Annotated in this window: 7 protein-coding genes; 2 read left to right on the top strand and 5 right to left on the bottom strand. The window is 37.0% G+C overall.

Going from position 1 to position 13,232, the window contains the following annotated elements:
- Positions 1 to 8 precede the first annotated feature (8 nt).
- Positions 9 to 1,868, bottom strand: coding sequence for a glycoside hydrolase family 13 protein (locus ODR02_RS01485; RefSeq protein ID WP_309511414.1), 1,860 nt, complete (start codon positions 1,866 to 1,868; stop codon positions 9 to 11).
- A 202-nt stretch (positions 1,869 to 2,070) separates the two neighbouring features.
- Between ODR02_RS01485 and ODR02_RS01490 the strand changes: the two genes are divergently transcribed.
- Positions 2,071 to 3,066, top strand: a complete 996-nt coding sequence (locus ODR02_RS01490) for a sterol desaturase family protein (RefSeq protein ID WP_309511622.1) — start codon at positions 2,071 to 2,073, stop codon at positions 3,064 to 3,066.
- A gap of 58 nt (positions 3,067 to 3,124) precedes the next feature.
- Here ODR02_RS01490 and ODR02_RS01495 read toward each other — a convergent pair whose 3' ends face one another.
- From ODR02_RS01495 to ODR02_RS01510, 4 genes are all read right to left on the bottom strand, one after another.
- On the bottom strand, positions 3,125 to 5,281 hold the full coding sequence (locus ODR02_RS01495) for a glycoside hydrolase family 97 protein (protein WP_105683597.1): 2,157 nt from the start codon (positions 5,279 to 5,281) through the stop codon (positions 3,125 to 3,127).
- A gap of 74 nt (positions 5,282 to 5,355) precedes the next feature.
- Positions 5,356 to 6,474 (bottom strand): SusE domain-containing protein, encoded by a 1,119-nt coding sequence (locus ODR02_RS01500; RefSeq protein ID WP_209785187.1) that lies wholly within the window; start codon positions 6,472 to 6,474, stop codon positions 5,356 to 5,358.
- An 18-nt stretch (positions 6,475 to 6,492) separates the two neighbouring features.
- Positions 6,493 to 8,094 (bottom strand): RagB/SusD family nutrient uptake outer membrane protein, encoded by a 1,602-nt coding sequence (locus tag ODR02_RS01505; RefSeq protein ID WP_309511415.1) that lies wholly within the window; start codon positions 8,092 to 8,094, stop codon positions 6,493 to 6,495.
- 11 nt (positions 8,095 to 8,105) lie between these two features.
- On the bottom strand, positions 8,106 to 10,859 hold the full coding sequence (locus tag ODR02_RS01510; RefSeq protein WP_309511416.1) for a SusC/RagA family TonB-linked outer membrane protein: 2,754 nt from the start codon (positions 10,857 to 10,859) through the stop codon (positions 8,106 to 8,108).
- Between the two features lie 335 nt (positions 10,860 to 11,194).
- Between ODR02_RS01510 and metG the strand changes: the two genes are divergently transcribed.
- Positions 11,195 to 13,231, top strand: coding sequence for a methionine--tRNA ligase (metG, locus tag ODR02_RS01515; RefSeq protein WP_309511417.1), 2,037 nt, complete (start codon positions 11,195 to 11,197; stop codon positions 13,229 to 13,231).
- Position 13,232 lies beyond the last annotated feature (1 nt).

Consider the following 13,232-nt stretch of genomic DNA (forward strand, 5'->3'; position numbering starts at 1 on the left):
GGTAATTATTATTTTTCTAGTTCAATAATAAATGGTGTTTTCGCAGGAATATTCATGCTGTTTTGTAATAAAATGTCTTTTCCTGAAATAATGTCTTTTCCTTTTGTAAATCCATTAAGTGATTCTGCAAAACGTTTCAGATCTAACGGCTGATCTTTTTCATTATTGTTGATCACTACCATTACACTTTCTTTTTCATTATATCTGAAATACACAAAAACCCCGTCCTGAGGAACGAAATTTTTAGTTTTCCCGGTATGAATCACCTCTTTACCCTTTCTCCAGTTCAGAAGTTTCTGAGTAAAATGGAAAAATTCTTTTTGCTCCGGGGTTTGAGAGGATGAATTGAAAGCATTTTGTTTATCAGACTTCCAGCCTCCCGGAAAATCTCTTCGGATATCTGCATCACCTCCCTTCTTCTTATCTCCTCTCATTCCTATTTCTGATCCGTAATAGATCTGTGGAATTCCTCTTACTGTGGAGATCATAGCAAGTCCTATTTTATAAGCATCGGGACTTGCATTGAAGATTTCATTCCATCTTTCGGTATCATGATTTTCAAAGAAAACCAAAATATTATTGATATCCGGATAAAGGAAATCGCTGGTAAAAGAATCGTAAATGCGGATCATTCCTTTATCCCAGCCTTCTTTTTCTTTAAGAGCTTTGGGCATATTTTCAAAGAGCATAAAATCCATTACCGAGGGTAAATTTGAATTGTATCCTTCTATCTCTCCTATTTTAGAATTTTTCTGCCAAGCTGCAATTTGTGCAGCTGTATATAACCAGGTTTCTCCTACAATATTGAATTTAGGATATTCATCAGTGATCGCCTTAGCCCATTTTGCCATGGCCTCTTTATCATTGTAAGGATATGTATCTACACGAAATCCTCCCAGTTCAGCATATTCAATCCACCAGATTGCATTTTGGATTAAATACTTCAGGACTAATGGATTTTTTTGATTGATATCAGGCATGGTCGTATCAAACCATCCGTCCAGTGCATATTTTTTATCAATGTCTGAAGCATTGGTATCAAATTGCGTTGTTGTTTTATAATTAGAACGTTTAAATCCTTTTTCTCCTTCATCAAACCAGTGTATCCAGTCTTTGGAAGGAAGATCTTTAATCATCCAGTGTGAGCCTCCCCAGTGATTGGTCACATAATCCATCACCAGTTTCATATTTCGTTTATTCAGCTCCTGAGATAGAGTTTTATAGTCTTCATTCGTTCCGTAACGGCCATCTATTTTATACAGATCGGTCTGGGCATAGCCGTGATAGGAATACACTTTTTCGTTGTCTTCATTCACAGGAGTAAGCCAGACAGCGGTAGCTCCCAGATTCTGAATATAATCAAGGTTGTTAAGGATTCCACGGAGATCTCCACCATGTCTGCCATTGGGCAGGCTTCGATCTGCTTTTTCAGTCAGTTCCGGTTTTGAATCATTCTTCTCATCCCCATTGGCAAAACGATCCGGCATGATCAGATACATGAAGTCTTTTGAAGTAAAAGACCCGCGGTTTGCAGATCCCGGATTTCTTTGTTTCAGTTCATAGAAATATGAGCCAACATTCTTTTTACCTTTTTTAATATTGATGGTAAACTTCGGAACGTTTATTTCGTTGGTATTGACTGTAATAAAAACATAATTGGGATTATCCACTTTCCGGATATCTTTGATCTGAATTCCATCTGAAAGCGTAATCTCATTATTCCCCACTTCTTTTCCGTAAACAAGAATCTGAAGCTCAGGGTTTTTCATCCCTTTCCACCAGAAAGCCGGTTCTACTCTTTCCAGATTTTTCTGGGAAAAAGCAACGGAAGCTATCGAAAGGGCGAATGCTGCATATATTGTCTTCATATTAGTGTTCAATTTAGCATTAAATTTTCATATATACATTCAAAAATACAAGAGAAAGTCTCTTTTTTGATCTTCATTCATGTTAAATTTCAAGATTAAATATCCTTATTTTAATTTTTATAAAGAATAATTAACTTTTTCACAAAAAATTCATGTGAAAAATTAACTTTTCATGCTTTTTATCTTTAGTTTTATAGAAAAAATGTTGGAATTCAGCAATATATTTAAAACGGAAGGACCGGATGTTGTTTACACATGGACAATTCCTGTGTTTGCTACAATTATTTTCTTAGAAATGGCCTACAGCCACTTTAATAAAGAGAAAATTTATGAGACTAAAGATGTAGCAACAAACGTTCTTTTTGCTTTGCTTAATTATGGATTAGACATCATCATGAAAGGTTTTTCTTTATTTGTTATGATGTTTTTTTACCAGCATCGTCTTTTCGACTGGCAGGAGGGAATATGGTATTGGATTGCGGTATTCCTTGCCCAGGATTTCGCCTATTATGTTCATCATTATGTGGATCATCATTCCCGTGTTTTCTGGGCAGTACATATTACCCATCATAATTCTGATTATTTCAATATCAGTACGGGATTCAGAAGTCCTGTATTTCAGCCGTTATACAGGTATTTATTTTTCTCTCCATTAGCTTTCATGGGTTTTCATCCATGGCATATTCTGGTAGCCTACTCTTCTATACAGATCTACGGCACATTTGTACATACCCAATCTATTAAAAGTATGGGATTTTTAGAATATATTCTGGTTACTCCTTCCCATCACAGGGTGCATCATGCCTGCAACATCAAATATCTGGATCGAAATATGGGAATGGGACTGATTATCTGGGATAAAATTTTCGGAACTTTTGAAAAAGAAGATCCTGAAGTTCCTGTGAAATATGGGGTTTATCCTAAAATAAAATCCAAAGATCCTGCTACCATGCTTTTCTATGAATGGAGAAGAATAGGAAAAGATATCAGACAGCCGGGAATTTCCTTCAAAGACCGCATACAATATCTTTTTAATTCCCCGGGATGGAGGCATGACGGTACTGGAAAAACCGTGAAACAGTATCAGAAAGAATATAAAGAGAAAATAAAAAGCGGAACACCTCTGAAAGTAAAAGAACAGATTTCAGAATCTGAAAATCAATATTCCCAACTCATTCAACAGACAGAGGATAAATAAAAAATACCCCGGAACATTAGAAATTAATGAACCGGGGCACCTTAGTGTATCTTTACAATTATTTTACTGGTTTAATTGAAACTGCGAAACCACCGCTTCTTACCATTTTAAAATTAATTTTTGACTTGCTTGTAATCTCTTTTTTATAGATGTTATAGCTTTGAGGATTATCAATATAATCAGCATCTTTTCCATCTTCATAGATGGTTGCCTCATATTTTTTTCCTTTGTCTAAGAAAGAGAAATCTACTGTGTATTCACGTTTGTTTTCATCGGTAATACCTCCTACAAACCAGTTTTCAGTACCTTTTGCTTTTCTCGCTGTAACTACATAATCACCAGGTTCTGCTGATAAAATTTTGGTATCATCCCAATCTGCCGCCACATCCTTGATAAACTGGAATGCGTCCATATGCTTTTTGTAGTTTTCAGGAAGATCTGCAGCCATCTGAAGCGGCATGTACATTGTTACATACAGAGCCAGCTGTTTTACCAGCGTAGTTTTTACAAAACGGTTATCTCCAGGGAAATAATAGTCTAGCTTCGTCTGGAAAATTCCCGGTGTATAATCCATAGAACCTCCCATCCATCTTGTAAACGGAAGAACCGTCTGGTGATCAGGCTTATTTCCTCCGAATGCTTCATACTCTGTTCCACGGGCTGCTTCTGCAGAGATATAATTCGGGTAAGTACGGCTTTCTCCTGTAGGACGTACAGATTCATGAGAATTAACCATAATTTTATAGTCATTTGCTTTTTCTGCAATTCTATAGTAATGGTTGATAGTCCATTGAGAATAGTGATGTTCTCCTCTAGGAATAATATCTCCTACATATCCGGTTTTCACTGCATCATATCCATATTTGTTCATCGTTTGGAATGCTTTGTCTGCCCATCTTTCGTAGTTCGTTGCAGAACCTGAAGTTTCATGGTGCATGATCAGTTTAATTCCTTTTGAATGTGCATATTCATTCAACATTTTGATATCAAAATCCGGGTAAGGAGTAATAAAATCGAAAACAAATTCTTTTGAGTGTCCAAACCAGTCTTCCCAACCTACATTCCAACCTTCAATCAATAAGCCCTGGAACCCGTTTTCTGCAGCAAAGTCAATATATTCTTTAACTTTTGTATTGTTGGCTGCATGTTTTCCGTTGGGAGTCAACTTCGCAAAATCAGTCTTCCCTAAATGAACGTTTTCAGCCGTAGAATAAGCCCATTGTGATTTTCCGATAATCATTTCCCACCAAACTCCCATGTATTTTGTAGGATGAATGTAAGAGGTATCCGTATATTTTGTAGGCTCGTTAAGGTTAAAGATCATTTTAGAATCCATCACCTGTTCTGCTTTCGGAGCTACAATAATGGTTCTCCATGGGGTTACTGACGGAGTCTGAATATATCCTTTCGCTCCTTGTCTGTCGGCAGTTAAATGCGTTTTGAATTTAAAATTCTGTGCATCTACTTCCAGGTGTGAAGCCGGATAATCCAGCACTGCAGCTTCTGCAACATTGATATACAAAGGTTCTTTTCCTTCTTTTTTAAGCATTAAAGGAGACTGAACTGCATTTTTCACCAAAGACTGGGAAGCATTGGCATCAAAAGCTTTATCCCATTTTGCCGGAATTTCAGAAACTTTAGTTTCCTGATACTGATATTCCTGAGAGTCATAATCTGCTACCATCCACCAAGCCTTCATATCGGTAGGGAAATCAATTTCAGAATCTTCTTCTCTGATCACAAAATAATTAAGGTTCTTTTGCTGCGGGAATTCATATCGGAACCCTAAACCATCATTAAACAATCTGAATTTCACTACAATACTTCTGTCTGTAGAAGCCTGATTCAGGGTAACTGCCAGTTCATTGTAATGGTTGATATAATTTTTCTTTTCTCCTAAAACCGGTTGCCAGGTTTCATTTTTGGAGTCTCTTTTTTCATCTGTCTTCGCAAAACCGTTGTTCAGATCGTATTTTGCATCTTCTGGTTTGGCAATCTCAGAAGCGAATTTTATGGCTGTGTCTTTAAATAATCTCAATCCCAATTTAGAATCTTCTACTACTACTGCACCGTTGTACTTCAGGTTATAGTAAGGAACTCCTTCCTTCAGCTGAAAATTCATTTCGAACTTCCCGTCCGGAGATTTTAAAGATTGGGCTTTCACACCTGTAAACATCATTGAGAGCAAAAGGGCTCCAACTGTAATTTTCTTCATAATGACTATTTATTAACTTAAAAAATAGATAAAGTGCCGCGGTAAAGCAGCACTTTGCTTTATTCTAGTTTGATTTACAATTTTGTAATGGTTAACTTATAATATGCTGAATTGTGCAAATCAAGTTCAATTTTATAATTTCCTGCCTGTGAAACTTTATAGGCAGGATCTCCTGTTACCGTGTTCTCTGCACTTAAATAAGACTGAACAGCAGTTCCGGAAACCAGAGTCTGATCTGCATCTTTTGGCTGAAATTTCATTGCCCAATCATCATTGGCTCTGAATTTAAATACTCCGGTACTTGATAATGCAATAGAATTGATCACAAAAGTTTTGGTTGCAGGATTATATACAAAATCTGTATCTGATCCCCATCCCGTAGGCGTTGCATCACCAATAACTCCGAAGTTTGCCAACACGGAAGAATAAGTATTTGCTGCCCAATTTACCTTAATGTAATAAGCTCCTACTGCAGGTGCTTTTACGTTCGCTCCATCTAGCTTCAATTTTCCGGTATTGGTTCCATCGTCTCCTTTATTTCCAGGCCAATCCTCGTTGATAGAGAATTTATATTTACCATCATCATCACCAGAAACAGTATTGATCCAGATAAACCCTCTGTATTCATCATTTTTTCCTGGAGAAAACAAGTTCGGTGAATTAGCAGGAGTCCAGTTTGCATACCCTGCTGCTCCGGCATAACTACCCGGAACATTAATTTTAGGATATACCAAATCCGGATTTGGAGTATAAGGAGTTACTTTAAGTGCAATGACATTGGAATAAAAAACTGCTGATCCTACAGAAGTCTTTAATCTTACCTCGATATCATTTACAACATCCGGTGTAGCTCCAATAGCAAACATAGCGGCATTCATTGCTGCATGAGTAACAGAGCCTGAAGTCATATCATTGGAAAAGTCCACAGCAGCACTTTTCTTGAAACTGTTCCCCTTGATTCCGAATTCTACTTTCTGATTGGGAACTACGGCAATATTAAAGGTTGGCTTTGTCCATGTAAAACTGATTACTGCAGTATTGGCATTAAGCTCATTCAGGACAATTGCACTTTTATCGGCAGCTATTTTACCTGCAGATGTTTCATTAATAATGGCCTGATCCTCGTCTTTTTCACAGGAAAAAACTAAAAGTCCGGTAAAAACCAGGGCTAATATTTTGAATAGATTTTTCATTTTTAACAGGATTTTAAATTAATATCCAGGATTCTGAATCAGATTAGGATTTGCTACGATGTCTTTAGCAGGGATCGGGAAAAGGTTTCTATAACTTTCCACTGCTTTACCATCTTTTACATTTCCTTTCCATGGCCATAGATAATCTCCCGTTGTATACTTGTTGAAACGGATAAGATCACTTCTTCTGGTCATTTCCCAAGATAACTCTCTTCCTCTCTCATCTAAAATAAAGTTGAGATTGATAGAAGATACATCTCCACTTGTATTTCCATAGGCACGTTCTCTCAACTGGTTAATATAACCGATTGCTGTAGCCTGGTTTCCGCCAGCTCCTCCTCTCAATACAGCTTCAGCATACATCAGATAGATATCTGCTAAACGGTATAATGGGATATCGGCTTCAACCCAGTTGGTGTGAGCTCCGACAGATCCGTTACTTTTAACATTTTTAAATTTGATAAAAGCATAACCATCTGTAAATGAACCTAAATCATTAATTTCCAAATTCTGTCCTGAAGTAAAGAATCTTCCTCTTTTATCACTTCCATTCGTTGGAAACAGGCCTACAAATGCTTTTGTGGTTCTTAAACCACTCCATCCCCCATTCACTCCAAAATCAGCAGCTTTCATATCTCCGCCTATTGCAGCATGTACCAGATAAGTAGTTCCTCCATTAGTCTGTGTATTGATTCCGTCAAAATTGACACTTAAAATCTGTTCAGGATTGTTGATATTATTATCCGCAAGGAATAAATCGTCATATTTTGGTTTTAAAGAATATCCTGCTGCAATTACTTTATTACAGTAGGTGATACAGTCTGTATTTCTTTGAGTTCCTGTATAGACTTCAGCATTTAAGTATAGTTTTGCCAATAATGACCATACGGCTGCTTTGTCAGCTCTTCCATATTCATTGGTTTTAGGATCTTTTAATTCTCCTGCTACAGCAAGTAATTCAGATTCAATATAATTAAATAATGCTTTTCTCTCTATTCTTTGTGGCGGATTGATAGAACCTGGTAAATAGGATTCATCTACAAAAGGAACATTCCCGAACATATCTATAGCATGGAAATACGATTGCGCTCTCAGGAAACGGGCTTCCGCTCTCATTAATTTTGCCTGGGCAAGATTATCTCCTGTAATATTATTGGAAGCCAATTTTTCATCTGTTACGTTTCTTAGAAATTCATTACAAAATGCAATTTCTGTATATACTCTATAGTACATCGCCGCAATAAATTCGTTGGAAGCATCCCAGGTCATTTTATGAAGGGTATGAAGGTTTCCGTCATTCCATCCAATCACAGCTTCATCGGTTGTGACAACGTTCAGGGTGTACATTAATCTGGTATATTGGGAAAAACCACCATTAATTCCGTTAATATCACTATCCGGCTGATCACCATCTCCACTTACCTGACCTCCCATAGCAAGTCCTCCGTAAAGTTTTGCCAGAACATTTTTATAATTGGCAAAATCTTTATAAATACTGGCTGAAGTAACATCTGTGATAGGTTCTCTTTCAAGATCTTTCACACAAGAAGCTGCTGTCAATAAAAATACTGCCGAAAGAGGCAATACTATATTTTTAAGTTTAATTCTATTTAGTTTCATTGAATTCTTATTTAAAATTGGAAGTTAAGACCTAAAGAGTAAATTTTAGGCATTTGATAGTAACCGTTATCTATTCCGCCAAAAACTTCAGGATCTACGCCTGAGTATTTAGTGATCACAAAAACATTCTGAGCCATCGCATATATTTTCAGATTGCTTCCTTTCGAGAAAATTTCCCCGAAATTGTATCCTACATTGATATTATCCAGCCTCAGGAATGAAGCATTCTCAACATAAATATCAGACTTGTACTGAGGAACAGCAAACTGATACTGAGGTGCTGTAGAGAATACGTTTTGAAGATATTCGTTGGTAGATGCTGATTGCAGTGAACTATTTGAAGCAGCATTATTATAGACATAATTTCCTAATACAGCTCTTGCGCTTAATGCAAAATCCCAGTTCTTATGAGATACTTTGGTAGAGAAACCTAAAATGGCATCAGGTGTAGTAGATTTGTAATAATACATATCTTTCGTATTGATTGCTCCATCTCCGTTTCTGTCTACAAAGGCTCCATCAACAGGTTTTCCATTGTTATCATATACCTGCTGGTATACCCAGAATGAATTAGGTGCATATCCTACTGCATGAGCCTGAATTCTGTTCCCTGAACCTCCTTCAATACCTCCTACTTCCATATTAAATGATTCATCAGCTCTGTCTTTAAGCTTAGTGACCACCGGTTTATAGTGAGTAGCATTAAAGCTTACTTCCCAGGTTGTATTTTGGTTTTTAACCGGGATTACGGTAATACTTCCTTCAATCCCTTCATTTTTCATATCACCAACATTCTGCCAGCTTGCATTGCTTAAGCCTCCCGCAGGTTCGTCAGCATATACCAAAAGATCTTTGGTATCTTTTCTGAAGACATCTATTGATCCTGTAATTCTGTTTTTATTAAAACCAAAATCTAATCCTAAGTTCTTGGTAGTAGTTGTTTCCCAGGTAAGATTCGGGTTATAGTTAGCAGGTCTGAACATGAAATAGAATTCATTTCCAAACTGATATCCTGCTCCCTGATAACTTGGATTGTACGCTGCAAAGGCCGGGTAATTGTTCGGCTTGTTACCATTAAGTGCAGGTAATTCCTGCTGACCTGTTTTACCCCATCCTGCTCTCAGCTTTAATGTACTGATAGATGATATATTTTTGATGAAGTTTTCTTCATTAAGCTTCCATGCCAGGGAAACTCCCGGGAAAACACCCCATACATTATCTCTGGTTCCGTTAAAGAATCTTGAAGAACCATCTTTACGAACTGATCCTGAAATAACATATTTATTATCTATGGTAAAAATGGCTCTTCCATAGAATGAAATCAATGTATTTTGAGTTTCAAAGTTCAAGTCTTGTGAATTGATCCCTGTTCCTCTATACGTTATAGCTCCGGGAAGTAAAATATTGAAATCCTGATAAGCATAACCCGCGGTAATATCCACCCCTGTTTTGATGGCACTGATGTTTTTCACATAATTAAAATAGGTTTCCAAAAGCTTATTTTTCTTTTCCATAGAATAGAAATTTGAGCTTCCTTTATCTTCGAAACCTGGTCTCAGGCGGGCATCTTTAAATTTATGACCGTCACTTTTGGTATAATCATATCCGGCGTTCACATTGAAATGCAGGTCCGGAAGAAAGTGAAACTTATAATCTAACTGAATATTACCCAATCCTCTGAGTACAGAAGACACATCTCTAATCCCATTGATCAGTCCAAGCGGGTTGGAGTTGGCGTTTACATTATATCCTGTTGCAGATCCGGAATCCAGCCATTCATAATAACCGCCATAATTAGAGTTTCCTGAATATACCGGTTGAGTAGGATCAAAATAAGTAGCGGACTTAATTACTCCTCCGTCTACAAATCTGTTATCGGTAAATGTTCCTTTTGCGTTTACATTTACTGATAGATGGTTATCAAAGAATTTAGGATTTAAGTTCAAACCTACGGAAGTTCTGCGGAAAGAATTTGATTTTACGATACCGTTCTGCTCATTATACCCTAATGATAAACGGTATGGCAAACCTTTAATACCTCCTGAAAGGGCTACGTTATTATCTGTACCCCATGCTGCCTGATAAATTTGATCCTGCCAGTCGGTATTGGCATTTCCAAGTTTCGTTTTATACCCTGCAGGTGCATAAGTATTAACAAAATCTCTGAACTCCTGAGCATTTAATACATCTACTTTACCCATTTTAGTAGAAACGGAAGTCACTGTTGAGAAATTTACTTTGAACTTCCCTGCTGTTCCTTTCTTAGTGGTAATGAGAATAACCCCGTTCGAAGCCCTGTTACCATAGATGGCAGTTGCAGAAGCATCTTTCAGGATATCAAATGTTTCAATATCATTAGGGTTAATTAAAGATAGAGGATCCGAAACACCATTCATTCCTACGAAATCCTGAGGAACACCATCAATGACGATCAACGGAGAGTTTTCTCCACTTAAAGAAGAAGTCCCTCTGATTCTGATTTTTGTTCCGGAACCTGGCGCTCCACTGTTATTGGTAATCTGTACCCCTGGAGTTTTCCCCTGGATCAGCTGCCCGGCGGAAGTAGCTCCCCCGTTGAAGTCTTTAGCAGTGACGGAAGTTATAGAACCGGTAAGGTCAGATTTTTTCTGTTTTCCATATCCGATCAAAACCACTTCTTCAATTTTCTTCTCCTGAGGAAGAGAATCCGTTTTCTGCGCATGCATTACTGTACTTGCCAGTAAAAAAGCAGGTGCGATTTTTAATACTGTTGCAAAATTCTTCACAATCTTATTTTTTTTATAGTTTCGTTTTCAGTCTTATTTTAGCCTAAAGCCAGACTCGCAATTTAAAAAAAAATTAGAATTATTATAAATTTAATATAATTTTAGTTAAAATTATGTATATTACGAAACCGATTTTAGTTAGTTTTTTAAAATCCAATAATTTAGAACGTCCTATGCATTACATAATATTTGTTTTAAATTAAGAAAAGGTTAAACAACCGTTTAACTTAATTTCATATTCAGCCTTTGAAAATTGCTTTCTTCGGCATAATAATACCTTCAATAGCGGTATTCAACAGATATTCCTTATCTTTGCAGTCAAAACTTTACTATAAATGTCAAACAGAAAGATGATTACGGCAGCTTTGCCTTATGCAAACGGTCCGGTTCATATAGGACATTTGGCAGGTGTTTATATTCCTGCGGATGTTTACGCAAGATTTCAGAGAAGATTAGGAAAAGATGTAGCGTTTATCTGTGGTTCAGATGAGCACGGAATTCCTATTACCATAAGAGCCAAAAAAGAAGGAGTTACTCCTCAGGATATCGTTGACAAATATCACGAGATCATTAAAAAATCTTTTTCTGACCTTGGAATTTCATTTGATGAATATTCAAGAACAACGTCTAAAAACCATTATGAAACCAGTCAGGATTTCTTCAAGGTTTTATACGAGAAAGGAAAATTCACGGAAGAAATTTCTGAGCAGTATTTTGATGAGCAGGCAGGAGAATTCCTTGCTGACCGTTATATTGTAGGAACTTGTCCTAATTGTGGCAACGAAAATGCTTACGGGGATCAGTGTGAGAAATGTGGTTCTACCCTTTCTCCTTCTGAGCTGATCAATCCGAAATCAATGCTTAGCGGAAATGTTCCTATCCTTAAAGAAACAAAAAACTGGTATCTTCCATTAAACGAATACGAAGATTTCCTCAATGAATGGATCATTGAAGGTCATAAAGACGATTGGAAACCCAACGTATACGGACAGGTTAAATCTTGGTTGAATGATGGCCTTAAGCCTCGAGCCATGACCAGAGACCTTAACTGGGGAGTTCCGGTTCCACTTCCGAATGCTGAAGGAAAAGTATTGTACGTATGGTTTGATGCTCCCATCGGTTATATTTCTTTCACTAAAGAATGGGCAGAGAAAAACGGAAAAGACTGGAAAGATTACTGGCAGAGTGAAAACAGTGACCTGGTACATTTTATCGGAAAAGATAATATTGTATTCCACTGTATTATTTTCCCTTCAATGATGAAAGCTCACGGAGATTATATCATGCCTAAAAATGTTCCTGCTTTTGAATTCCTGAACCTTGAGAACGATAAAATCTCAACGTCAAGAAACTGGGCGGTATGGGCTCATGAGTATGTGGAAGACTTCCCTGGACAACAGGATGTTTTAAGATATGCTCTTCTTTCATCAGCTCCGGAAACAAAAGACAACAACTTTACATGGAAGGATTTCCAGACTAAGAATAATTCTGAATTGGTAGGAATCTTCGGAAACTTCATCAACAGAGTTGCCGTTCTTATTCATAAATATTATGATGGTGTTATTCCGCAAGGTGATATCAACAGTCCTGAATTGCAGGAAATAAGTAAGTCTGCAAAAGAGATTTCAGGATTCCTTGAAAATTATGAGTTCAGAAATTCATTAACGGCATTAATGAATCTTGCTCGTTTTGGAAACCAGTATCTTCAAACAGAAGAACCTTGGAAAACCATTAAAGATAACCCAGAAAAAGCGGCTCAATCTTTATTCGTGGGGGCACAAATAGCAGTTGCATTAGCTCAGCTATCTGAACCTTTCATGCCTTTCAGTTCGGAAAAGCTATTGAACATGTTCAATGTTGAAAAGAAAGACTGGAATACGATTGAAAATCAATCCGTATTAATTGAAACTGGTCATAAAATCAACGAATCCTCTCTCCTTTTCTCAAAAATTGAAGATGATGTTATTGAAGCTCAGATCCAGAAACTGGAAGACACCAAACAAAACAATAAAAAAACAAACCCTAACGCAAACCCTATGAAAGAAGAAATCACATTTGATGACTTTACTAAAATAGATCTTAGAACAGCAACCATTACAGAAGCTGAGAAAGTAGAAAAAGCAGATAAATTATTAAAACTTACTGTAGATACAGGAGTAGATGTAAGAACTGTTGTTTCTGGTATTGCAGAAAGTTTCACTCCGGAAGAAGTAATCGGTAAGCAGGTAATGATCCTGCTGAACCTTGCTCCAAGAAAGATCAGAGGAATTGAATCTCAGGGAATGTTATTATTAACAACAAAACCAGACGGAAAATTATCTTTCGTAACACCGGACGACAGCAATGTTGAAAACGGTATTGAGATCGGATAAT

This window comes from Chryseobacterium sp. CFS2 (genome assembly GCF_036543225.1).
Lineage (GTDB): Bacteria > Bacteroidota > Bacteroidia > Flavobacteriales > Weeksellaceae > Chryseobacterium > Chryseobacterium culicis_A.

What these genes read in the sequence shown, in the direction of transcription:
- ODR02_RS01485 (WP_309511414.1), bottom strand. Translation starts at nt 1,868, where the DNA reads ATGAAGACAATATATGCAGCATTCGCCCTTTCGATAGCTTCCGTTGCT.
- ODR02_RS01490 (WP_309511622.1), top strand. Translation starts at nt 2,071, where the DNA reads ATGTTGGAATTCAGCAATATATTTAAAACGGAAGGACCGGATGTTGTT.
- ODR02_RS01495 (WP_105683597.1), bottom strand. Translation starts at nt 5,281, where the DNA reads ATGAAGAAAATTACAGTTGGAGCCCTTTTGCTCTCAATGATGTTTACA.
- ODR02_RS01500 (WP_209785187.1), bottom strand. Translation starts at nt 6,474, where the DNA reads ATGAAAAATCTATTCAAAATATTAGCCCTGGTTTTTACCGGACTTTTA.
- ODR02_RS01505 (WP_309511415.1), bottom strand. Translation starts at nt 8,094, where the DNA reads ATGAAACTAAATAGAATTAAACTTAAAAATATAGTATTGCCTCTTTCG.
- metG (WP_309511417.1), top strand. Translation starts at nt 11,195, where the DNA reads ATGTCAAACAGAAAGATGATTACGGCAGCTTTGCCTTATGCAAACGGT.